Source organism: Kitasatospora sp. NPDC004615 (assembly GCF_042873545.1).
Lineage (GTDB): Bacteria > Actinomycetota > Actinomycetes > Streptomycetales > Streptomycetaceae > Kitasatospora.
Genome location: NZ_JBIALQ010000002.1, coordinates 701585 through 723856, shown reverse-complemented (window position 1 = coordinate 723856; position 22272 = coordinate 701585). Strand labels below are relative to the sequence as shown.

At 71.6% G+C, this 22272-nt stretch carries 19 protein-coding genes and 1 tRNA gene; 10 read left to right on the top strand and 10 right to left on the bottom strand.

Translation table 11 applies throughout. The features are described 5' to 3' along the window. Positions 1-55 precede the first annotated feature (55 nt). From ACFYS8_RS10125 to rarD, 4 genes are all read left to right on the top strand, one after another. The gene (locus tag ACFYS8_RS10125) at positions 56-715 is read left to right on the top strand and encodes a response regulator (protein WP_387638885.1); all 660 of its coding nucleotides are present in this window, start codon (positions 56-58) and stop codon (positions 713-715) included. 171 nt (positions 716-886) lie between these two features. Next, positions 887-2809 (top strand): 2-oxoacid:acceptor oxidoreductase subunit alpha, encoded by a 1923-nt coding sequence (locus ACFYS8_RS10120; RefSeq protein WP_387638883.1) that lies wholly within the window; start codon positions 887-889, stop codon positions 2807-2809. Continuing rightward, positions 2806-3843, top strand: a complete 1038-nt coding sequence (locus ACFYS8_RS10115) for a 2-oxoacid:ferredoxin oxidoreductase subunit beta (protein ID WP_387638390.1) — start codon at positions 2806-2808, stop codon at positions 3841-3843. The genes ACFYS8_RS10120 and ACFYS8_RS10115 overlap by 4 nt, the downstream gene beginning before the upstream one ends. A 102-nt stretch (positions 3844-3945) precedes the next feature. Beyond that, positions 3946-4881, top strand: coding sequence for an EamA family transporter RarD (gene rarD / locus ACFYS8_RS10110; RefSeq protein ID WP_387638387.1), 936 nt, complete (start codon positions 3946-3948; stop codon positions 4879-4881). Between the two features lie 51 nt (positions 4882-4932). Here rarD and ACFYS8_RS10105 read toward each other — a convergent pair whose 3' ends face one another. Beyond that, the gene (locus ACFYS8_RS10105; RefSeq protein ID WP_387638385.1) at positions 4933-6132 is read right to left on the bottom strand and encodes an outer membrane lipoprotein carrier protein LolA; all 1200 of its coding nucleotides are present in this window, start codon (positions 6130-6132) and stop codon (positions 4933-4935) included. Positions 6133-6315: 183 nt separating this feature from the next. On the opposite strand from ACFYS8_RS10105, the gene ACFYS8_RS10100 reads away from it, so the two are divergent. Together ACFYS8_RS10100 and ACFYS8_RS10095 are read left to right on the top strand one after the other, a co-directional pair. Then, entirely contained in the window at positions 6316-8904 is a 2589-nt protein-coding gene (locus ACFYS8_RS10100; RefSeq protein WP_387638382.1) for a bifunctional FO biosynthesis protein CofGH, read from the top strand. 273 nt (positions 8905-9177) lie between these two features. Continuing rightward, on the top strand, positions 9178-10278 hold the full coding sequence (locus ACFYS8_RS10095) for an ADP-ribosylglycohydrolase family protein (RefSeq protein WP_387638380.1): 1101 nt from the start codon (positions 9178-9180) through the stop codon (positions 10276-10278). A gap of 70 nt (positions 10279-10348) precedes the next feature. Here the strand turns inward: ACFYS8_RS10095 and ACFYS8_RS10090 are convergent, their stop codons facing one another. The 3 genes from ACFYS8_RS10090 to ACFYS8_RS10080 all read right to left on the bottom strand — a co-directional run bounded on the left by ACFYS8_RS10090 (position 10349) and on the right by ACFYS8_RS10080 (position 12688). Beyond that, positions 10349-10555, bottom strand: a complete 207-nt coding sequence (locus ACFYS8_RS10090; RefSeq protein WP_387638378.1) for a DUF397 domain-containing protein — start codon at positions 10553-10555, stop codon at positions 10349-10351. After that, positions 10552-11409 carry a helix-turn-helix domain-containing protein gene (locus ACFYS8_RS10085; RefSeq protein ID WP_387638375.1) on the bottom strand — a complete coding sequence of 286 codons (858 nt, stop codon included), beginning with the start codon at positions 11407-11409 and terminating at the stop codon, positions 10552-10554. The genes ACFYS8_RS10090 and ACFYS8_RS10085 overlap by 4 nt, the downstream gene beginning before the upstream one ends. A gap of 556 nt (positions 11410-11965) precedes the next feature. Further along, positions 11966-12688: a GPP34 family phosphoprotein gene (locus ACFYS8_RS10080; RefSeq protein WP_380479496.1), complete on the bottom strand. Its 723-nt coding sequence runs from the start codon at positions 12686-12688 to the stop codon at positions 11966-11968. Positions 12689-12990: 302 nt separating this feature from the next. Between ACFYS8_RS10080 and ACFYS8_RS10075 the strand changes: the two genes are divergently transcribed. Then, positions 12991-15219 (top strand): hypothetical protein, encoded by a 2229-nt coding sequence (locus tag ACFYS8_RS10075; RefSeq protein WP_387638373.1) that lies wholly within the window; start codon positions 12991-12993, stop codon positions 15217-15219. Here the strand turns inward: ACFYS8_RS10075 and ACFYS8_RS10070 are convergent. Further along, the gene (locus ACFYS8_RS10070) at positions 15191-16084 is read right to left on the bottom strand and encodes a YhjD/YihY/BrkB family envelope integrity protein (protein ID WP_387638371.1); all 894 of its coding nucleotides are present in this window, start codon (positions 16082-16084) and stop codon (positions 15191-15193) included. The two genes, ACFYS8_RS10075 and ACFYS8_RS10070, sit on opposite strands and share 29 nt — an antisense overlap. A gap of 40 nt (positions 16085-16124) precedes the next feature. Next, a complete protein-coding gene (locus ACFYS8_RS10065) occupies positions 16125-16892 on the bottom strand; it encodes a polyprenol monophosphomannose synthase (protein WP_387638368.1) in 768 nt (255 codons plus the stop codon). A gap of 156 nt (positions 16893-17048) precedes the next feature. Between ACFYS8_RS10065 and ACFYS8_RS10060 the strand changes: the two genes are divergently transcribed. Further along, positions 17049-17121 (top strand) — tRNA-Arg (locus ACFYS8_RS10060). Positions 17122-17190: 69 nt separating this feature from the next. Here the strand turns inward: ACFYS8_RS10060 and ACFYS8_RS10055 are convergent. From ACFYS8_RS10055 to ACFYS8_RS10040, 4 genes are all read right to left on the bottom strand, one after another. Then, a complete protein-coding gene (locus tag ACFYS8_RS10055) occupies positions 17191-17835 on the bottom strand; it encodes a hypothetical protein (RefSeq protein ID WP_387638365.1) in 645 nt (214 codons plus the stop codon). A 47-nt stretch (positions 17836-17882) separates the two neighbouring features. Continuing rightward, entirely contained in the window at positions 17883-18047 is a 165-nt protein-coding gene (locus ACFYS8_RS10050; protein ID WP_387638363.1) for an FxLD family lanthipeptide, read from the bottom strand. Positions 18048-18091: 44 nt separating this feature from the next. Further along, positions 18092-19315: a methyltransferase, FxLD system gene (gene fxlM / locus ACFYS8_RS10045; RefSeq protein ID WP_387638361.1), complete on the bottom strand. Its 1224-nt coding sequence runs from the start codon at positions 19313-19315 to the stop codon at positions 18092-18094. Between the two features lie 276 nt (positions 19316-19591). Beyond that, on the bottom strand, positions 19592-20071 hold the full coding sequence (locus tag ACFYS8_RS10040; protein WP_387638359.1) for an ATP-binding protein: 480 nt from the start codon (positions 20069-20071) through the stop codon (positions 19592-19594). 500 nt (positions 20072-20571) lie between these two features. Between ACFYS8_RS10040 and ACFYS8_RS10035 the strand changes: the two genes are divergently transcribed. Together ACFYS8_RS10035 and ACFYS8_RS10030 are read left to right on the top strand one after the other, a co-directional pair. Beyond that, complete coding sequence (locus ACFYS8_RS10035) at positions 20572-21549, top strand: hypothetical protein (protein WP_387638356.1); 978 nt, start codon at positions 20572-20574, stop codon at positions 21547-21549. Continuing rightward, positions 21546-22061 (top strand): GNAT family N-acetyltransferase, encoded by a 516-nt coding sequence (locus ACFYS8_RS10030; RefSeq protein ID WP_387638354.1) that lies wholly within the window; start codon positions 21546-21548, stop codon positions 22059-22061. The genes ACFYS8_RS10035 and ACFYS8_RS10030 overlap by 4 nt, the downstream gene beginning before the upstream one ends. Positions 22062-22272: the final 211 nt, after the last annotated feature.

Below are 22272 nucleotides of genomic sequence, written 5' to 3'. Positions count from 1 at the left end.
TGCGTTCCCCTTCGCGCGGTTCCCCGCGCCCCTGCGCGCTAGGGTTCGGGCTATGTTGCGTGTGGTGATCGCCGAGGATTCCGTGCTGCTCCGGGAGGGGCTGACGCGGTTGCTGACGGACCGGGGGATGGAGGTCGTGGCGGGGGTCGGTGACGGGGAAGCGCTGTTGCGGGCGGTGGACGGCCTGCACGGGGAGGGCTCGTTGCCGGATGTGGTGGTGGCGGATGTGAGGATGCCGCCGACGCACACCGACGAGGGGGTGCGGGCGTGCGTGGAGTTGCGCAAGCGGTACCCGCAGTTGGGGGTGCTGGTGCTGTCGCAGCACGTGGAGGAGCAGTACGCGGGTGAGCTGCTGGCGGGTTCGACCCGCGGGGTGGGGTACCTGCTGAAGGACCGGGTCGCGGAGGTGCGGGAGTTCGCGGACGCGGTGACCCGGGTCGCGGAGGGCGGCACGGCGCTGGACCCGGAGGTGGTGCAGCAGTTGTTGAGCCGCAGCCGGCAGGTGGACACGCTGGCGAATCTGACGCCTCGTGAGCGTGAGGTGCTGGGGCTGATGGCGGAGGGCCGGACCAACGCGGCGATCGCCAAGCAACTGGTGGTGTCCGACGGGGCTGTCGAGAAGCATGTGTCGAACATCTTTCAGAAGTTGCGTTTGGGACCGAGCCAGGAGGATCACCGGCGGGTTCTCGCGGTGCTGGCGTATCTGGAGTCCTGACCGGCTTGCGGACCCGCGTGGCGGTCTTCGCGAGTTCCCTTCCAGCGGTGCTCTGCCCGCTTAGGATTCCCTTGGTGCGCCAGGCGGACGGGGCACACGGCTCACGCCCGCTGCTGGCTCCCCTCGAGGAGGTCCGCGGCAGTGACCAGTCAGGTCGATCAGTCAGAGGCAGTGGACGGCCCGGGCGGCGAGCGCCGGTCGGGTCCGGCCTCGGCCCGGTCCGGGCGGCCGGCCAAGCCGATCCGGCGGTTGGACCGGGTGATCATCCGGTTCGCCGGTGACTCGGGCGACGGTATGCAGCTCACCGGCGACCGGTTCACCTCGGAGACGGCGGCGTTCGGCAACGACCTGTCCACGCTGCCGAACTTCCCGGCCGAGATCCGGGCCCCCGCAGGCACCCTGCCGGGTGTGTCGAGCTTCCAGCTGCACTTCGCCGACCACGACATCCTGACGCCGGGCGACGCCCCGGACGTGCTGGTGGCGATGAACCCGGCGGCGCTGAAGGCGAACCTGCCGGATCTGCCGGCCGGCGCCGAGATCATCGTCAACACCGACGAGTTCACCAAGCGCGCGCTGGCGAAGGTCGGGTACGACAAGGACCCGCTGGCGGACGGTTCGCTGGAGTCGTTCCGGCTGCACCCGGTGCCGCTGACCACGCTGACGCTGGAGGCGCTGAAGGACAGCGGGCTGGCCCGCAAGGACGCCGAGCGGGCGAAGAACATGTTCGCGCTGGGCCTGCTGTCGTGGATGTACCACCGGCCGACCCACGGCACCGAGCTGTTCCTGCGGCAGAAGTTCGCGAAGAAGCCGCAGATCGCCGAGGCCAACGTGGCGGCGTTCCGGGCGGGTTGGAACTTCGGCGAGACCACCGAGGACTTCGCGGTCTCCTACGAGATCCCGCCGGCCAAGCTGCCGGCCGGCACGTACCGCAACATCTCCGGGAACCTGGCGCTGTCGTACGGCCTGGTCGCGGCGGGGGAGCGGTCCGGGCTGCCGGTTTTCCTCGGCTCGTACCCGATCACCCCGGCCTCGGACATCCTGCACGAGCTGTCGAAGCACAAGAACTTCGGCGTGCGGACGTTCCAGGCCGAGGACGAGATCGCCGGTATCGGCGCGGCGCTCGGCGCGGCGTTCGGCGGCGCGCTGGGCGTCACCACCACGTCCGGTCCGGGCGTGGCGCTGAAGTCGGAGACCATCGGCCTGGCGGTGTCGCTGGAACTGCCGCTGCTGGTGGTCGACATCCAGCGCGGCGGCCCGTCCACCGGCCTGCCGACCAAGACCGAGCAGGCGGACCTGCTGCAGGCGATGTTCGGCCGCAACGGCGAGGCCCCGGTGCCGATCGTCGCCCCCGCGACGCCCGCCGAGTGCTTCGACGCCGCGCTCGACGCGGCCCGGATCGCGCTCACCTACCGCACCCCGGTGTTCCTGCTCTCCGACGGCTACCTGGCCAACGGCTCCGAGCCGTGGAAGATCCCGGACGTCGACGAACTCCCGGACCTGCGCGTCGAGTTCGCCACCGAGCCGAACGGCCCCGACGGCACCTTCCGCCCCTACCAGCGCGACCCGCACACCCTCGCCCGCCCGTGGGCGGTGCCCGGCACCCCCGGCCTCGAGCACCGGATCGGCGGCATCGAGAAGCAGGACGGCACCGGCAACATCTCCTACGACCCCGCCAACCACGACTTCATGGTCCGCACCCGGCAGGCCAAGATCGACGGCATCGAGGTGCCCGACATCGAGGTCGACGACCCGAGCGGCGAGGCCCGGGTCCTGGTGCTCGGCTGGGGCTCCACCTACGGCCCGATCACCGCCGCGGTGCGCCGGGTCCGGGCCGACGGCGGCCAGGTCGCCCAGGCCCACCTGCGCCACCTCAACCCGTTCCCGGCCAACCTCGGCACGGTGCTGAGCCGGTACGAGCGGGTGATCGTCCCCGAGATGAACCTCGGGCAGCTCGCCCTGCTGCTGCGCGCGAAGTACCTGGTCGACGCGCAGTCCTACAACCAGGTGCGCGGCCTGCCGTTCAAGGCCGCCCAACTCGCCGACGTGCTGCACGCGGCGATCGGCACGCTCGACGCGGAGGCGACGACCCGATGACCGACTTCCCCGCCCTGCGGCTCGTCCCCAAGGCTGACGGCCCGCAGACCGCGAAGGACTTCAAGACCGACCAGGAAGTGCGCTGGTGCCCCGGCTGCGGCGACTACGCGATCCTGGCCGCCGTCCAGTCCTTCATGCCGGAGCTCGGCATCCGCCGGGAGAACACCGTCTTCGTCTCCGGCATCGGCTGCTCGTCCCGCTTCCCGTACTACATGAACACGTACGGCATGCACTCGATCCACGGCCGCGCCCCGGCGATCGCCACCGGCCTGGCCGCCTCCCGCCCCGACCTGTCGGTGTGGGTGGTGACGGGCGACGGCGACGCGCTGTCGATCGGCGGCAACCACCTGATCCACGCGCTGCGCCGGAACGTCAATCTGAAGATCCTGCTGTTCAACAACCGGATCTACGGACTGACCAAGGGCCAGTACTCGCCGACCAGCGAGGTCGGGAAGATCACCAAGTCCACCCCGATGGGTTCGCTGGACGCACCGTTCAACCCGCTGTCGCTGGCGATCGGCGCCGAGGCTTCGTTCGTGGCCCGGACGATCGACTCCGACCGGCAGCACCTGCAGTCCGTGCTGCGGGCCGCGGCGCAGCACGAGGGCACCGCGCTGGTGGAGATCTACCAGAACTGCAACATCTTCAACGACGGCGCGTTCGAGATCCTCAAGGAGCCCGGCACCCGGGACGAGGCGCTCATCCGGCTGGAGCACGGGCAGCCGGTCCTGGTCGGCGCGGACCGGCACGTGGTGCGGGGCGCGGACGGGGAGCTGCGGATCGCTCCGCGGAGCGAGGGTGAGGCGCTGGTGCACGACGCGCACGCCAGCAGTCCCGCGACGGCGTTCGCGCTCACCCGGCTGACCGAGACGGACCTGCTGCACAACACGCCGATCGGTGTGCTGCGGGATGTGAAGCGGGCTGTTTACGACACGCAGATGGCTGACCAGCTGGCGCTTGCGGAGGAGCAGAAGGGGCGTGGGGAGCTGGCTGGTTTGCTGGCTGGGTCCAGCACCTGGACGGTGACCGCCTAGCCCGGAAGCTGTCAGCAGCAAAAGTTCCGTTTGGGGATGACACCTTCACCCGCGTGCCGCTACCTTTCGTAGGACGTTTCGTGCGCGGGTGAAGGGCAGGCCATGGCGGAGAGTGCGCGGGAGGCCAGGGTCGGGCTCTGGAACGGCTTTGCGGCGTACGGGATGTGGGGGCTGTTCCCGCTGTTCTGGCCGTTGCTGGAGCCGGCCGGGGCGGCGGACATCCTGGCGAACCGGATGGTGTGGTCGCTGGTGGCGGTGGTGGTGATGCTGCTGATACGCCGGCGCTGGGGGTGGATACGCCCGCTGTTGCGTCAGCCGCGCAGGCTGGCGCTGCTGGCGGTGGCGGCGGCGACCGTCTCGGTGAACTGGGGCGTGTACATCTGGGCCGTGAACGCCGGGCACGTGGTGGAGACCAGCCTCGGGTACTTCATCAATCCGCTGGTGACGATCGCGTTCGGCGTCCTGGTGCTGCGCGAGCGCCTGCGTACCGCGCAGTGGGCGGCGGTCGGGGTCGGTGTGGCGGCGGTGGCGGTGCTGACGGTGGCGTACGGGCGGCTGCCGTGGATCGCGCTGACGTTGGCGCTGTCGTTCGCCACGTACGGTCTGCTGAAGAAGAAGGTCGCGCTGGGCGGTGCGGAGAGCCTGGCGGTGGAGAGCGCGGTGATGTTCCCGTTCGCGCTGGGGTTCCTGGTGTACCTGGGCGTGCGCGGTGAGGGCAGTCTGACGCACTACGGCTGGGGTCACACCGCGCTGCTGGTGGCCAGCGGGGTCATTACGGCGGTGCCGCTGATGTGCTTCGGGGCGGCGGCGCTGCGGGTGCCGCTGACCACGCTGGGCCTGTTGCAGTACCTGGCGCCGGTGTTCCAGTTCCTGATCGGGGTGACGGTCTTCCACGAGTCGATGTCACCGGCCCGCTGGGCGGGTTTCGGGCTGGTGTGGGTGGCGCTGGTGGTGCTGAGCGTGGATGCGCTGCGCCGGGTGCGGTCGGAGCGGCGGCAGGTCGCGGTGCCGGTGCCGGCGGAGACGGTCGCCAACTGACGACGCGGGGCCCCGGGCGGTCCCGGGGCCCCGCGTGGTCGTGTGTGGTGGTTACTTGCCGGAGGCCGCGGCCTGCTCCAGGGTCTCCGGGGTGACGGCTCCCATGTAGACCTTGCCGTCCTTGGTGACCAGGGCGTTGACGATGCGGGTGGACACCAGGGTGCCGCCCTTGACCTCGCGGCCGGCGAACTTGGCGATGCCCTTGGCGGCGTCCGCGCCGGCGTCGCCGTGGGCGATGGCCGTCCAGCCCTCGCCGATGACGCCGCCCTTGGCGCCGTCCTTGGCGCCGTCCGTGCCGCCGCCCGTGGGCAGCGAGGGCAGGCCGGGGATGGACGGCATCGGGTTGGCGGTGTGGTCCTTCGCGGACTGCTCGATCACCTTGGCGCCCTTGGGGACGCTGAACTGGAAGGTCTTGGCGTCGGGCTTGTCGTAGGACAGGGTGCCGAAGCGCACGTCGAACGCGGTGGCGCCGTCCACGGTGCGCAGCTGCACGGCCAGCGGCATGCCCTTGTCGGCGTCGATCGAGACGCGGATCTCGGCGACGGTGGAGCCGGCCTGCTTGGGCTTGATGCTGAGCTTGTACGCGGCGTGCCCGGCGACCCGCTCGGTGCCGTCGACCGTCACCGAGGTGGTGGCGGAGGAGTGTTCGAGGAGCTGCTTGGCGACGTCCTGCGGGGTGATGGAGCCGATGCCCTCCTTGCCGTCGGGCCGGTGGCCGTCGGTGCCCGTGCCGGTGAGGTGCAGGGCCTGCTGGGAGCTGCGGTCGTACGCCCATACCTGGTCGCCGTTGTGGACCAGCTCGTAGCCGGACTTCTGGCCGGACAGGGTGAGCCGCTGGCGGTCCGGGCCGTCCGAGGAGACGGACAGGGTGTGCGAGCCGCCGAGCAGTTCGACGGCCTTCATCTGCGGGTCGGCACTGCCGGTCTTGGCGCCGGCGCCGCGGGCCATCTCGCCGAGCGGGCCGGAGCCGGAGGCGAGGTCGGTCAGCGCGGTGGGCAGGCCCAGGTCGGCGTTGACCCGGACGGTGCCGCTGAAGGTGTCGGTGTTCGCGGAGATGGCCTTGGCGATCAGGTCCTGGGCGCTGATGGCCGGCAGGTTCGGCGACTCGTCGCTGGCCAGTGCGGGCACCAGGCCCATGCCGATGGCGACGACGGTGGCGATCGCCGCCGGCACGCCGATCCGGACGGCGGTGCGGCGCCTGCCCGCCCGAACCGCCGTCATGTCCTCTACTGCGGTGGCTTCCTGGTTCACTGCGGCCCCCTCCAGAGCTCGTCTGCTGTCACTGTCCATTGAAGCCCCGCGGCACCCCTCGACGCGTCGCCCGGCGGCAGCAGATCGCGCTACGTCTCGCGTTGTATCCGGAGTATTGCGACCCTGAGACGCCGTCAGGGTCGTGTCCATCCGGAGGTGTACGCCTCGCGTAGGGTCGGGCCCATGAGCCACCAGCCCCCGCTGCCCGCCCCTTCCTCGCCCACCCCGACCGCGATGCGGCGTGCGCTGCGCCGGGCCCGTGACGGGGTGGCGCTGGACGCCGCGGAGGCGGCGGTGCTGCTCCAGGCGCGCGGCGCGGACCTGGCGGAGCTGTGCGGGTTCGCGGCGCGGATCCGGGACGCCGGGCTGGAGCAGGCGGGCCGTCCGGGCGTCATCACGTACTCGCGCAAGGTGTTCATCCCGCTGACCAGGCTGTGCCGGGACCGCTGCCACTACTGCACCTTCGCCACCGTGCCCGGCAAGCTCCGCAAGGACGGCCACGGGCTGTACCTGTCCCCGGACGAGGTGCTGGAGATCGCCCGCCGGGGTGCCGAACTCGGCTGCAAGGAAGCCCTGTTCACGCTCGGCGACCGCCCCGAGACCCGGTGGCCCGAGGCCCGCGAGTGGCTGGACGCGCACGGCTACGACGACACCCTGGCGTACGTGCGGGCGATGGCGGTGCGGGTGCTGGAGGAGACCGGGCTGCTGCCGCACCTGAACCCGGGCGTGCTGTCCTGGACGGACTTCCAGCGCCTCAAGCCGGTCGCCCCGTCGATGGGCATGATGCTGGAGACCACCGCCACCCGCCTCTGGTCGGAGCCCGGCGGCCCGCACCACGGCTCCCCGGACAAGGAGCCGGCGGTGCGGCTGCGGGTGCTGGAGGACGCCGGGCGCAGCGCCGTGCCGTTCACCACCGGGGTGCTGATCGGCATCGGCGAGACCTTCGAGGAGCGGGCCGAGTCGCTGCTGGCGATCCGCAAGGTGGCCCGCGCCTACCAGGGCGTGCAGGAAGTGATCGTGCAGAACTTCCGGGCCAAGCCGGACACCGCGATGCGGGCCATGCCGGACGCCGAACTGTCCGAGCTGGCGGCCGCGGTGGCGGTGGCCCGGCTGGTGCTCGGCCCGGCCGCCCGGATCCAGGCGCCGCCGAACCTGGTGGACGCCGAGTTCGCGCTGCTGATCGGCGCGGGCATCGACGACTGGGGCGGCATTTCGCCGCTGACGCCCGACCACGTCAACCCGGAACGCCCCTGGCCGCACATCGAAGAGTTGGCCGAACGGACCGCCGAGTCCGGGTACCTGCTGCGCGAGCGGTTGACGATCTACCCCGAGTACCTGAAGCGCGGCGAGCCCTGGCTCGACCCCCGGCTGCTGCCGCACGTGCGGGCGCTCGCCGACCCGGCCACCGGCCTGGCCGTCGAGGGCCGCCGCCCCGCCGGCCTGCCCTGGCAGGAGCCCGACGAGCCGATGACCGGCGGCGGCCGCACCGACCTGTTCCGCACCGTCGACACCGAGGGACGCACCGGCGACCGCCGCTCCGACTTCGACGAGGTCTACGGCGACTGGGAGTCGCTGCGCGAACAGGTCGCCGTCCCCGCCCCGAGCCGCCTGCCCGCCGACGTCCGCGCCGCACTGTCCACCGCCGCCGACGACCCGACGAAGCTGACGGACGACCAGGCCCTCGCGCTGTTCCAGGCCGACGGGGACGCGCTGGACGCGCTGTGCCGGATCGCCGACGACCTGCGCCGCGACACGGTCGGCGAGGAGGTGACGTACTGCGTCACCCGGAACATCAACTTCACCAACGTCTGCTACACCGGCTGCCGGTTCTGCGCGTTCGCGCAGCGCCGCACCGACGCCGACGCGTACACCCTGTCGCTGGACCAGGTCGCCGAACGGGCCGAGCAGGCCTGGGAGGTGGGCGCCACCGAGGTGTGCATGCAGGGCGGCATCCACCCGGACCTGCCGGGCACCGCCTACTTCGACATCGCCCGGGCCGTGAAGCAGCGGGTGCCGGGCATCCACGTGCACGCGTTCTCGCCGATGGAGGTGGTCAACGGCGCCACCCGCACCGGGCTTTCGATCCGCGACTGGCTGGCCGCCGCGAAGGAGGCCGGCCTGGACTCCATCCCCGGCACCGCCGCGGAGATCCTCGACGACGAGGTGCGCTGGGTGCTCACCAAGGGCAAGCTGCCCGCCGCGACCTGGGTGGAGGTGGTCAGCACCGCGCACGAACTGGGCCTGCGCTCCTCGTCCACCATGATGTACGGGCACGTCGACACCCCCAAGCACTGGCTGGGCCACCTGCGGCTGCTGGCCGAAGTCCAGCAGCGCACCGGCGGGTTCACCGAGTTCGTCACGCTGCCGTTCGTGCACACCAACGCCCCCGTGTACCTGGCGGGCATCGCCCGGCCCGGTCCGACCGCGCGCGACAACCGGGCGGTGACCGCGATGGCCCGGCTGCTGCTGCACCCGCACATCCCCAACATCCAGACCAGCTGGGTGAAGCTCGGCGCGGAGGGCGCCGCCGAGATGCTCCGCAGCGGCGCCAACGACCTGGGCGGCACGCTGATGGAGGAGACCATCTCCCGGATGGCGGGCTCCGGTTGGGGCTCCTACAAGTCGGTCCGCGACCTGGAGGCGATCGCCGCCCTGGCCGGCCGCCCCGCCCGGCAGCGCACCACCGACTACGGCCAGGTGCCCGCCGAACGCCGCGCGGCGGCCCTCGCCTCGGACGGACACCTGCCGCGGCTGCTGCCCGTGTTGGACTAGTGCCGCAACAGGCAACCTTTGCCCCGTCGCGGCCCGATGCATCCCGCCTGGACGCACCGCCAAAGCACCCAAGTACACCCAGTACGAGGGCGCTTCGGCGGCACGCCCAGCCGGGCGCCTCGGGCCGCTCCTTGACGGGCAAAAGTTGCCTGCCGCGGCACTAGTGCCTGTCGGGCGGATGGATGTTCGGTGGAGCCCGGCGGTTTCGGCCGGGCCTTCGAATACAGTGCGTCTGCTGTCCGACGCCCGCCGACCGAAAGGCCCCCACCCGTGATGCCCCTGTGGTCACGCGCCCAGCAGCAGGACTTCCGCAGCCGGGTGCGGGGCTGTCTGCTCGGTGGCGCGATCGGCGATGCCCTCGGCGCCGGCATCGAGTTCGAACGGCTGGGGCAGATCCGCGCCACTCACGGCGAGGCGGGCGTCACCGGCTATGTCCCCGCCTACGGGCGGCGCGGCGCCGTCACCGACGACACCCAGATGAGCCTGTTCACCGTCGACGGCCTGATCCGCGCCCACATAGGCCGCGACACCGGAGCCTGGCACCCGCCGTCCGACGTGCACCGCGCCTACCTGCGCTGGTACGCCACCCAGCAGGACTGGGGCCCGGACGAGCGCCGCAAGGACCTCGGCTGGCTGGGCCGCGAGGAGTGGCTGTACGAACGCCGGGCCCCCGGCAACGCCTGCCTGTCCGGTCTGGCCGGTACCGGGGACGGGCCGCCGGCCACCGTCGAGGAGCCGCGCAACCCGAACTCCAAGGGCTGCGGCACCGTGATGCGCGCCGCCCCGTTCGGGCTGCTCACCGCCTGGGACCCGGCCCTGGTGTTCCAACTCGCCGTCGAGTGCTCGGTGCTGACCCACGGTCACCCCACCGGCTACCTGTCCGCCGGGGCCTTCGCGGTGATCGTCCACGCGGTGGCCCGCGGCGGCACCCTGGAGGAGGGCGTCCACCTCGCCCTGGCGCTGCTGTCCGAGCGGCCGGGCCACGAGGAGACCACCGCCGCGCTGCGGGCCGCGCTGGACGCCGTCCGGGCCGGCGTGCCGTCCGCCGAACGGGTCGAGCAGCTCGGCGAGGGCTGGACCGCCGAGGAGTCGCTCGCCATCGGCCTGTACTGCGCCCTGGTCGCCGAGGACGTCCGCAGCGGCCTGCTGCTGGCCGTCAACCACTCGGGCGACAGCGACTCCACCGGCTCCATCTGCGGCAACCTGCTGGGCGCCCTGCACGGCGAGACCGCGCTGCCGCCCGAGCTGCTGGCCGAACTCGAGGGCCGCGGCACGATCCTGGAACTCGCCGACGACCTGGTGCTGGAACTGCTGCACGGCCCCGCGCTGCACGGCACCGAGGGCTGGAACACCCGCTACCCCGTCGGCAGTTGACGCTCCTCGGTACGACGGTGCCCGCCGCGGGGGAGCGACGGGCACCGGGAGTTGTGCAGGGAGCCGTGGATCAGACCTCGCCGAAGGCGCCGGTGCCGGCAGCCGCCGCGAAAGCCGCCCAGCTCTCGTTGGAGAAGTGCAGCTGCGCGCCGTGCGGGTCCTTGGAGTCCCGGACCGCGACAGAGGCAGAAGTCGGGACGGCGATCTCGACGCACGCGCCGTTGCCGCCGCTGTAGCTGCTCTTGCGCCAGGTCAGGGTCTCGATGGCCTTGCTCATTTCATGAACTCCTCTGCCAAATCGGTGATCATCGACCGGCTTTCCGTGACACTCATCGCCGCGGCTCGCAGGTGGTCGTAGAGATTGGTATAGCGGCGTACGTCGGCTTCCTTCTCCAAGTAGAGATCGGCCGTCACTCCTTCGAAGTAGACGACTGTGGAATCCGCTGACTCGGGGAACTCCATCAGGGAGAATGTCCCGGTCATCCCGGGGTGGGCACCGTGCTTGAACGGTATGACCTGCAGGTTGATGTTCGGTCGTTCGCCGAGCTCGACCAGCTGGAACAGCTGCTCGGCCATCACCCGCGGCCCGCCGACCTGGCGGCGCAGCACCGCCTCGTCCACCACCACCCACAGGCTGCCGAGCTGGTCGTCACCGTGTATCCGGAGCTGGCGCTTGAGCCGCACCTCCACCCGGCGGTGGATCGCCGCCGGATCGGTGTCCGGCTGGGTGCCGGCCACCACCGCCTCCGCGTACTCCCGGGTCTGCAACAGCCCCGGCACGAAGGAGGATTCGTAAGCCCGGATCGACGAGGCCTCCGCCTCCAGTCCGATGTACACGCTGTAGGGGATGTCCCCGAACTCGTGCCACCAACCGCGCTGGCGCGACTCCTTGGCCATCTCCATCAGCCCGTTGCGGACCCGCTCGTCCTCGACCTCGTAGACCTCGCACAGGTCGCGCACATCGCGCGGGCTGATCGATCGGCGGCCGTTCTCCAGTCGGCTGATCTTCGACTGGGAGACCATCAGGCGGCCGGCCACCTCCTCGGCGGTCATCCCCCTGAGCTCGCGCAGCCGCCGGAGCTCGGCGCCGAGCCTGCGGCGGCGAACCGTCGGATTCACGCTGGCGGACACATCGACCTCCGGCCCTACTACTGGCAACAGTGCGGTAATTGGTACCAACCCCCTGACGCTGAGCAGCATGCCACCTCAACCGCGGTCCACGCCCGGGAATCGAGGCAGCACGGTAGAACAGATCATCGGAAAATAGCTCAATCGGGATGGGGGTACTTGCGGACCACCCGCCCCACGCGCTAAAGGGCATTCCTTGCGCCCCAGGACACTTGACGCGGCGCCGGGAAAACGCCCGCCGGGAGAGAACGCCCAAAGGCGGTGGGGCCCGGGGGGGGGCCCCCCCCCCCCCCCCCCCCCCCCCCCCCCCACCCCCCCCACCCCCCCCCCCCCCCCCCCCCCCCCCCCCCCCCCCCCCCCCCCCCCCCCCCCCCCCCCCCCCCCCCCCCCCACCCCCCCCCCCCCCCCCGCCCCCCGGGGGGGGGGGGCCCCCCCCGCGCGGGGGGGGGGGCGGGGCGGGCCCCCCGGGGGGCCCCCCCCCCCCCGGGGGGGGGGCCGGGGGCCCCCCCCCGGCCCCCACCGCCCTCGAACCGCATCGAACGCTAACGGCGTACGCCGCTCATCGCGCGCCCACCCGGCTGGCCACACCCCGCCCCGCGGCGGCGGGCCGACCGGCCGGACCCCGCGAACCCGCGGGCGCCGACCTGCCCTGCTGGGCCGGCAGACCGTTCTGCACGTCCATCACCGCATGGGCCACCATTCCGCCCAGCGGGTCGTACCTGATCAGATCCCGCAGCCGGGAGCGTGAGGACCGCCCCTCGTTGCCCGGGTACAGGTGCTTGCCCAGACCCACCGCGTGCGCCAGCGCCGCCAGTGCCGCCGTCCGCGGGTCCGGCGGAACGCCGGTGCGGATCGCGGTGTCCAGCCGCTGCTTGATCGCCGCGTTGGTGCAGTCGTCCGACGCCTGGTAACGGGTCGTCGGCAGCACACCGCACACCTGACCCGGCACCGCCGTCACCATGCCGCACCGCTCCAGGTGCGCCAGGTACGTCTGCCTCAGGCCCAGGCGCGGCCCGCCGATCCAGTGCGCGGCGCGCACCGGACTGCCACGCCTGCGCAACAGTTCCAACGCATGGTCCAACGTCGGGTCACCGGTCGGCCGTGGCACCACCACGGCGATCCGGTCCCCGTCCGGGACTATCCTTCCGGCCAGGGACAGCTCGACAAGCTGCGCCCCGGCAAGTCCGAGGTCGAGGGTCTGCGGCTGCGCGGTGGTACCCGTGGCCGGGTCCAGTGCGAGCAGCAACAGCTCCTCGGGAATAGTTCTGCGGCTCCTGCCCATCCAAGCCTCCCCGCGTGGATGAATGACAGGGTGACGCCTCTCACACAGCCTTGTCGAGTACGCCTCCGAATCGTGACCTTGCTCGGGCAGGCTGGAACCACCGTTCGACACCCCCGCGTCTGATCCGGCAGACGGCTTCACCGGCAGGAAAAACCGCCGGTGGGGCGGGGTGCGGCAGGCCATCGCGGCCACGGTGCCGGAGACTGTACAGGTACCCGGGCGGGTCGAGAACCCGCCCGAAAAAAACCAGCTTGTGTGATCGGACCGGCAACCGCCGGGGCGGACGAGGAGGAGTGGGTTACGTGGGCGAGTCCCCGCAGAGCGAGCCGCGCGACGACAGGACGCGGCCGGCCGAGGCCGAGGAGCGAGCTCCTCGCGAGGGCGGCTCCACTGTGCACCTCCGCGCCCGCGAGACCGACGCCGCGAGCAAGTCCGAGCCCGGCACCGACCTCGACCTGCCCGAAGCCGGCGCCGCGCTCACCGTCGAGGCTCCGGCCGTACGACTCGGGCGGGTGACTGCTGCTGAGCCGAAGGAGGCGGAGGCGGGGGAGGAGAAGGAAGAGGAGACCGCTTCCGAGGACGAGCCCGAGGACGTGGTTGAGGACGAGGACGAGGCCGAGGCCGAAGTCGCTTCCGAGGACGAGCCCGAGGGCGAGGTTGAGGCCGAAGCTGATGACGCTTCCGAGGGCGAGGAGTCCGTTCCGGTCGGGCCCGAGCCGACGATGACGCTGCGTATGGCGAAGGTCGAGGAGCCGGAGGTTCCCGAGGAGGAGTCGGCTCCGGTCGGGTCCGAGCTCACCATGACGCTGCGCATGGAGAAGGCGGCGGAGCCGGAGACCGAGGACGAGGAGTCCGTTCCGGTCGGGCCCGAGCCGACGATGACGCTGCGTATGGCGAAGGTCGAGGAGCCGGAGGCCGAGGAGGAGGCTCCCGAGGAGGAGTCCGCTCCCGCCGGGCCCGAGCTCACCATGACGCTGCGCATCGGGAAGGCCGAGGAGCCGGAGGGCGACACTCCGGCGAAGCCCGACCCGACCATGAACCTGCGGGCGGAGAAGGACAGTCCCGAGCGGACCGTCATGCTGCGGCTGCCCAAGGACGAGGCCGCCGCGCCCAAGCCGGCCCCGGCCCCGGCCCCGAAGCCCGCGCCGAAGTCCGCGCCCGCGCCGAAGCCCGCGCCCGTTGCCGCCCCCGCGCCGGTGCCGGTCGCGCCTGCGCCCGTCGCGCCCGTCGCGGTCGCCGAGCCCGTTCCGGCCGGGCCGGAGAGCACCGTCGAGGCGCTGGAGGTGCTGAAGGCACTGAGCGCCCGGCCGGTGAGCCCGTTGCGGCGGGCGATGAAGCGGGTGCTGATCTGGGGCGTCTTCCTGGCCGTGGTGCTGGGTGTGCTGTCGGCCGCGCAGCTGTTGCGTCCGCTGCCCGCGCCGAAGGCGAAGCTCGGGCTGGCCGACTCGTTCACGTTCCAGGGCGAGCAGCTGAACATCCCGTGGCCGACCACGGGGCAGGCCGCCGCGGAGGTGATCGGGGTGGGTGATCTCGGCGCGTCCGGCGAGGAGAAGGCGGTGCCGATCGCGTCCGTCACCAAGGTGATGAACGCCTACCTGATCCTGCAGGCGCACCCGTTGAAGAAGGGCCAGGCCGGCCCGATGCTCACGGTCGACAAGCAGTCCGCGTCGGAGTCGACGAACACCGACGAGTCGAGGGTGACCCTGACGGAGGGCCAGCAGCTCAGCCAGTACGAGGCACTGGAGATGCTGATGCTGCCGTCCGCGAACAACGTGGCGCGGTTGCTGGCGCGTTGGGACTCCGGCAGCGAGGAGGCGTTCGTCAAGAAGATGAACGACACCGCCAAGCAGCTCGGCATGACCAACACCACGTACGCCGACGCGGCCGGGTACAACAACGACACCAAGTCGACCGCCAAGGACCAGCTGAAGCTGGCCGAGGTAGTGATCAAGGACGAGGTCTTCCGGCAGGTCATCGCCGAGCCCGACACCAAGTTCAACAACCAGCGGATCTACAACACCAACAAGCTGCTCGGAAAGAACGGCATGATCGGCGGCAAGACCGGTTCGTCCTCCCCCGCGCAGTCCTGCTTCATGTGGGCGGCGGTCAAGGAGATCGGCGGCGTCAAGCGGACCCTGGTCGGCGTCACTCTGGGCCAGCCGGTGACCCCCGGGTACGACCTGGTGACCGCGGCCCAGCCGGTCAGCCAGAAGATCAACGTGGCCGCGCAGTCCGTGCTGACCGGGCAGACCCTGGCCAAGCAGGGTGACGTGGTCGGTTACGTCGACGACGGCATCGGCGGCAAGGTCCCGGTGGTCGCCGCCAAGGACCTGACGGTGGCGGGCTGGTCCGGCATCACCGCGCACCTGACGCTCACCCCGATCGGCAAGATCGCCCACACCCTGTCGGCCGGCACCCAGGTCGGCACGCTGTCGGCGGGCGACGGCGCCGACCGGGTCGAGGTCCCGGTCACCCTCCAGAAGGACCTGGCCCCGCCGTCCATCACCTCCCGGCTGACGCGCCTCGGCTGAGTCGCGCGGCCACCGACGGTTCCTCGGCGATCACCCTGCCCAGCACCAGGGCCAGGGTGATCGCCGTGAACACCACGATCAGCCAGGACAGCAGCGTGAACACCAGGCCGAACGGGCCGAACCTGGCAATCGATGCCGACACCGCGTGCGGCAGGTACACCTGCGAGGCGACCCCGAGGACGACCTGCGCGAAGCCGCACAGCACCGCGCCCGGCAGCAGCGGGGCCCAGCGGATGCGGGCGCCGAGCAGCAGGCGCTGGGTCCACCACCAGACGCAGGTGGAGACCACGAAGGTCAGCGGCAGGCCCAGCCACAGGCCCGCACCGAACCCCTTGCGCAACGGCACCTGGATCACCAGGAACACCAGCCAGCCCAGCAGCCACACCACCCAGCGCCACAGCGCCAGCCGGGTGCTGTGGCGCGGCAGCTCCCAGGCCCGTTCGCAGACCCGCTGGAACGCCCGGCTCATCGCTGTCGCGGAGGCCAGCGTGACCAGCACGCCGACCGCCCCGAACGCCTGTGCGGCGCCGTCCGGATGAGTGTTCATCAGCTGCTCGACCTGCTGCTGGGCGGCTCCCTGCAGGCCGAGCTGGGTGCGCAGCGAGCTGGTGAGGCCACGCTTGACGGCAGCCGGCGCGAACACCGCCACCACCAGCAGTGCGGGCAGGCCGGACAGGAACGCCTGGGCCGCCAGTCGGGTCGCGTTGTCCAGCAGGTTGACCCGGAGCAGCTCACCGGCCGTCCGGCCGAGCAGCGGAATCCGCTCGGGGGCACCCTTCGCCGAGGCGGCCACCCGGGCCGCCCGGGCCCTGGCGGACGTCCACCGGCCGGGGTGCCGGTCTGCTGGACGTGGTGGCTCTGTCACACCGAAACCTCCGTCGGGCCGGCCTGGCGGGTCGGAACGCTCAGCGCTTCCCGGTGAGCCGGGCCACCCGGTCCGAGACGCCCCAGGCGGTGACCCGCCAGAGGGCCTCCGCCACGATGCTGCGGCTCATCTTCGACGCGCCGTGCTCGCGCTCCACGAAGGTGATCGGCACCTCGGCGACCTTGAACCCGGCCTTGACGGCCCGCCAGGCCAGGTCGACCTGGAAGCAGTAGCCCTGCGAGGCGACCTGGTCCATCCCGAGACCCAGCAGGGTCTCCTTGCGGAACGCCCGGTAGCCGCCGGTGACGTCGCGGATCGGCACGTTCAGCATCAGCCGGGAGTACGTCGAGCCGCCCTTCGACAGCAGCAGCCGCGACTTCGGCCAGTTCACCACCGCACCGCCCGGCACCCAGCGCGAGCCCAGCACCAGGTCCGCGCTGTGGAGCGCGGTGAGCAGCCGCGGCAGCTCCTCCGGCTGGTGCGAGCCGTCCGCGTCCATCTCGACCAGTACGTCGTACCCGTTCTCGATCCCCCACCGGAACCCGGCCAGGTAGGCCGCACCGAGGCCCTCCTTGCCCTTCCGGTGCAGCACCTGCACCTGCTCGTCGGCCTCCGCCAGCCCGTCCGCGAGCTTGCCCGTCCCGTCCGGGCTGTTGTCGTCGGCGACGAGCACGTGGGCCTCCGGCACGGCGGTCCGGACCCGGGAGACGATCCGTTCGACGTTCTCCGCCTCGTTGTAGGTCGGAATGATCACCAGGATCCGGCCGAGGCCACCGAACGGAGTCTGAGGCTCAGAAGAGGAGGTCACGGGTCGGCGCCTTCCGGGGAGGTCGAATCTGACACAAGAACGAACAAATCCACCGTAAGCCCACACCGCGCACCCGTCCCCCGCCATCGGCAGCGGCGGCAAACGGCGGGCCATGGGGTGGGGACGATCCGCTACGCTGTGGGGGACGCATGGCCCGCCTCAGTAGCTCAGGGGATAGAGCACGGCTCTCCTAAAGCCGGTGTCGCAGGTTCGATTCCTGTCTGGGGCACGAGTGTGACCGCAGGCCACAGGCCCTCCACCCCTCGGGGCGGGGGGCCTGCGACGTCCCGGTACACATTCAGTACACATGCCAGGGTGGGACTGCCCGCGACGGCGAGAGGGACTTGGCGGCGGCGTTGGTGATGACGGCGGCGGCCAGGGCGAGGGCAGCGGTGATCCGGTCGTCGTGGTCGGTCGTCAGGGTGGCCGGGCCGCCGACGCCGGAGTCGGCGGCGATGGCTGCCAGTTGGCGGCGCTGTTCGGCAGGGAGGCCGTCTGCGAGGCGGTGGCGTTCGAGGTCGCGGGCGCTGTAGCCCTCGGGTTTGGCGAGCGTCTGGGCGACGGCGGTGATGTAGACGCGGGCGGCGTGCGGGAGTTGGCCGGCGGCGGTGGCGAGGTCGGCGACCGTCAGGGCGAGCCGGGTGTCGAACACCGCGCTGCCCTCCCGCGGGGTGACGGCGGCGTGGGTACGGAGCAGGGCCTCGGTCTGCCCGGCGGCCGGGTCGCCGTCGAGCAGCGTGCACGCGGTGGTCAGAGCGGCGGCGACGGCGTGTTCCCATGGCTCTTCGGCGGCGGTGTCGCGGGCCAGAGCGCGGGCCAAGGCGGTGCGGCCTTCGAGGGCCATGGCGACGGCGGCGACTTGGCGGGCCTCGAAGAGGCGGTCGCCGGGGGCGGTGGACTGCTTGAGGTGGAGGTAGGCGTCGGCCCAGCGCCCGGCGCGCACCAGGGCGCCGCACGCCGGGCCCAGGTCACACGGGGAGAGGGGTGCGGTCAGACGTTGCCGCTGCCCGAGGCGCAGGCGCTGCCGCCGCAGGTGCTGCCGCAGTTGTCATCGGTGTCGCGCAGCAGCGCGGCCACCGGGTCGGCGCCCTCGACGATGGTCACGTCGAGGTCGAAGTCGCCCGCGGCGACGGCGCCGGTGAGGGAAGTGGTCATGGTGCTTCCTCCGTGGAGTCGGTGGTGCAGGACCTGACCGCGGGTTACGGCCAGGAGATCGTGAGCCGGACGTGGGTCTTGTCGATGACCAGCCCGTCCGGGAGCCGGTCGTCGGGCGTGCCCGCCGGGTGGGCGGTGAAGACCGGGCCGTCGCCGGCGCGGTAGTCGCGGTCCCAGACCTGCACCTGGTCGGTGATCAGGGCGGCCAGGCGCTCGCCGTCGGGGCCGAAGCCGTGCGCGCCGAACTCGAACACCGCCGGGTCCTCGTCCACCTTTTTGAGCGAGAGGTAGGCGAGGCTGCCGCCGTCCACGGTCACCGGGCACGCCATCCGGTTCGCCGGGGCGACCGTCCCGGTGTCCAGCTTCGGGTCGACGGACATCAGCCCGAAGCCGGGCAGCGAGGACGCCAGCCACAGGTACAGCGAGTCGAAGGGCTCCCGGTTGCCGACCGTCACCCCGGAGGCCAGCTCCACCCGCGGCTGCCCCAGAGCCCCGGCCAGGCCGGAGGTGTCCGGCCGGGCCAGCTCGTCGAACCGCAGGCCGACCTCCTCGGTGCCGCGCGGCAGCACCAGGAACTCGTCGTGCGCATCGGCGCCCTGCATCTTGACGAAGCCGCAGACCTCGGCGGACACACTTACCAGCCGCGCGCCCTCCCGGCGGAAGGTGATGGAGCGGGTCAGCCCGCGCATCCGCAGCGGCACGGTGATCGTGCCGCCCTCGGCGAGAGCTCCGGTCCACGCCGGCGGCAGGTCCCACGCCCCGACCGTGACGATGATTCGGTCGAACGGGCCGCCCTCCACCGGCTCGGAGCCATCCGCCAGGACCACCCGCACCCGCTCGTACTCAGCCTCGGTCAGGTACTTTTCGGCGCGGGCGGTGACGAATGGGTCGATGTCGACGGTGACTACTTCGCCGGCAGGGCCGACGAGTTCGGCGATCAGCGCCGCGTTGTAGCCGCCCGAGCCGATCTCCAGCGCCCGCATCCCCGGCTGCACGTCCGCCTGCTCCAGCATCTGCGCCTGGATCCGCGCGGCCGACACCGAACTGAGCGCGAGCCCGTGCTCGTCCCGCTTGGTCACCAGTGCCCGCTCGGGCTCGTACGCTTCCGCGATCGGCACCTCGGGGGCGAACACGTGCCGGGGCACGGCCAACAGCGCTGCCGCCACCCGGTCCGTACGGATCGCACCGCTGGACCGCAGCGCCTCGACCATGGCCGTGCGCAGCTGCTCGGGAGAGGACTGGCCGGTCGTTTCCGCCGTGGCGGTCATCGCAACTCCTATTCGTCGGCCGCGGCGAGCGCGGCGCTTCTGTACCGGGGACGCCGGGCGTTCCTACTCCAGGCCGGTCCGCCGTCGGCGCGCGGCCCGCCAGATCGTGTGCCGTGTCAGACGGCCACGGTGGGCCGCAGTCGGCCCGGCAGGCGGGGCTCCGCCCCGGTGCTGGCCCCTGCCGAGAACACGTACGCCGTCTTGTCCACGAGCAGCGTCAACGCGAAGACCTCGACATGCTGAGTGCACGCTTCGCCAACGTCCACCGGCGTGCCGTCACGCCGCCGCCCCGAACGGTCCCTGGGGGTGTACCTCGGCCCACACGACCTTGTCCCCTCCCGATCTCTCCACGCCCATGTCCGCCGACAGGCCCCGCACCAGAAGAAGGCCCCGGCCCCTTTCCTCGGACGGATGGAGGTCCGTCGGCGGCAGCAGGTCCGGTCGCCCGTCCAGCACCTCGATCCGGCAGCGGTCCTCGACCCGTCGCAGACGCACCAGCACGTCCTTGCCGGGCACCGATGCGTGCAGCACCACGTTGGTGACCAGCTCGGACACGATCACCACGAGGTCGTCCACCGCCGGGGTGGCAGCCGTCCAGCTGTGCTCCTCAAGAACCCCCCTCACCCAATGCCGAGCGAGCCCCGCGGACTGCAGCTCAGCCACGAACTCCCTCTGCGACACGGAGAAGCAGCTGTTCGCGGGAGTGAGCGGGAGACCACCGTCCTGGGCGGTGCTCTGTGGTCTGTCGGCGAGCATGGGGACTCTCCTTGAGGTGACGGAACCGGTAGGCCACGCCTTCGCGCCGATCATCGATGGCACTCCGTAGGCGTGGTACTTCCGCTGTCTGACGGTCAGTCAACTCCCATGCCGGATGGGAGGGGAGTGAAAAACAGCCACCCTCCCGTGTTGTCGAGAGGGAAATTTTGGCGCCCCCTTTACCCTTCGCCATGCGCGCAAAGTATCCGCCGAGCTACTTTGAGCGCATGGGGGACAACGCCGAACTACGCGCTCTCATGGCCGATCGAGGCATCACCCGGCCCGATCTCGCCCGCCTGGTCAACCACGAGCTCGTGGAACTCGGATGCCCCGGCACCGTGACGGTCAGGACAGTGGCCAACTGGCTGTCCGGCAAGAGCAAGTGGCCTCAAGGCAGAATCCGAGCTGCACTCACCCGTGCCCTCGACCGCACACCCGAGCAGCTCGGCTTCATCCCGCCCCTTGGCGCTGAAGCGCGCCAAGCACCATCGGAGGACCCCGTGCTCCGCCGCAACTTCCTCGCCGCCTCCGCCGCTCTCCCGATCGCGGCCTCCGCCCCTCCGCGCCTCGTCGGCCACTCCGACGTCGACCGGCTCCGCGTCAGCCTCGACACCCTGACCGCCCTGGACGATCACCGCGGAGGACACGGCTCCCTCGAATCGGCCTCACTGGCCGGTGCCGAGCAGGCTCTGCACCTGCAGCGAAGCGCCGTCGGCCAGTCGGTCCGCAAGCGCCTGTACGGCCTCGCGGCGGAGTACACGGCAACCGCGGCCTTCTCCGCCATCGACTCCCGGTCCTTCGGCCACGCCGAGCAGCTCCTCGACCGGACCCTGCGCCTGGCCGGGCTCGCCGGCGACCCCGTGACGACCTTCCGCGCCTTCAACCTCTTGGCCATGATCGGCTACCAGCGGAACAACCCGGCCAACTCCCTGGCCGCCGCACAGGCCGCACAGTCCACCCAGGCCACCCGCCGAGACCCGTTCCTCGCCTCCCTCGCGCACGCCCGATCCGCCATCGCGCTCTCCGCCGCCGGCGACCGGCAAGCCGCGGTCCGCGCCCTCGGCCACGCGAACGACTCCCTCCACCGGGCCGACGACCGCCCCCGCCCGTCATGGATCACCTTCTACGGGCCGGCCGAACTCGCCGCCCTGAGCGCCGTCGTCCACCAGCAACTCGGCGACAACCCCGAGTCCGAACGGTCCTCGCACCACGCCATCGCGGGCATCCCGCCCCAGTTCCGCCGCAATCGCAGCCTGGCCACCGCCCGGCTCGCCCTCGCGCAGCTCGGGCAGGACGACCTCGACCAGGCGTACAAGACCGCCTCTCAGGTCTACACCTTGATGGGCACCGACCCGCTTCCCCCGCGGCTGCGCAGCCTCCTCGGCGACTTCCACCGGGGGCTGATCACCCTGGCGCCGGACGCGGCGGTTACGCGAGAGTGGACTGACCGCGTACGCGCCCAGGGAGAGATGCAGTGACGATAGCCCTCCGCCACTTCCAAGCCGGAGCCCTGCCGGACGATCACCGGCAGACCCTCATCGCCGTCCACAGCGACGCCTACCAGGACCAGGCCGACGACCCCTTCGTCCAGCGTTTCCCGTGGTTCGCCCAGCACTGGACCAACCTGCCTGGCTACAGCTGCGTGATGGCCTTCGACGGCGCTGAGCCCATCGGCTTCTCCTACGGTGCCCCGACGGAACCCGGCCGCGAGTGGTGGCGCCAGCACCTCGTCCCGGAGCCCGCAGAGACATCGACGTTCGCCGTCTCCGAAGTCATGGTGCGTCCCGCCTGGCGGAAGCAGGGGATTGCGGAACAGACGCACGAAGCTCTGCTGACGAATCGCCCGGAGGCCCTGGCCGTGCTCTACGTCGACGTGACGCACCCCCGCGTACAGGCCCTGTACGAGCAGTGGAAGTACGAGAAGGTCGGCGAGCACCGACCCTTCGAGGACGCCCCGCTCTACGCCGTCATGGTGCGTTCTCTGCGCTGACGGGCACCTCGTCAGCCGGTACGTCCGGCCTCAGCCCGGAGTCTTTGCAGGTCAAGGCGGGTGCGGCCTGCATCGTTGCAGGTCAGGGCGCTGTCTTGGAAGATCTCCTAAAGCCGGTGTCGCAGCTCGCGTGGCAGCCGAGTGTCACCCGTCCGGAACCCGGTGAGGCGAATACCGGCGGTGCTGACACCCTTCTAAAGAACCGGGACCA

Coding starts and splice junctions, on each gene's coding strand:
- ACFYS8_RS10115 (WP_387638390.1), top strand. CDS start 2,806: ATGACCGACTTCCCCGCCCTGCGGCTCGTCCCCAAGGCTGACGGCCCG.
- rarD (WP_387638387.1), top strand. CDS start 3,946: ATGGCGGAGAGTGCGCGGGAGGCCAGGGTCGGGCTCTGGAACGGCTTT.
- ACFYS8_RS10100 (WP_387638382.1), top strand. CDS start 6,316: ATGAGCCACCAGCCCCCGCTGCCCGCCCCTTCCTCGCCCACCCCGACC.
- ACFYS8_RS10095 (WP_387638380.1), top strand. CDS start 9,178: ATGCCCCTGTGGTCACGCGCCCAGCAGCAGGACTTCCGCAGCCGGGTG.
- ACFYS8_RS10090 (WP_387638378.1), bottom strand. CDS start 10,555: ATGAGCAAGGCCATCGAGACCCTGACCTGGCGCAAGAGCAGCTACAGC.
- ACFYS8_RS10080 (WP_380479496.1), bottom strand. CDS start 12,688: ATGGGCAGGAGCCGCAGAACTATTCCCGAGGAGCTGTTGCTGCTCGCA.
- ACFYS8_RS10050 (WP_387638363.1), bottom strand. CDS start 18,047: ATGACCACTTCCCTCACCGGCGCCGTCGCCGCGGGCGACTTCGACCTC.
- fxlM (WP_387638361.1), bottom strand. CDS start 19,315: ATGACCGCCACGGCGGAAACGACCGGCCAGTCCTCTCCCGAGCAGCTG.
- ACFYS8_RS10040 (WP_387638359.1), bottom strand. CDS start 20,071: ATGCTCGCCGACAGACCACAGAGCACCGCCCAGGACGGTGGTCTCCCG.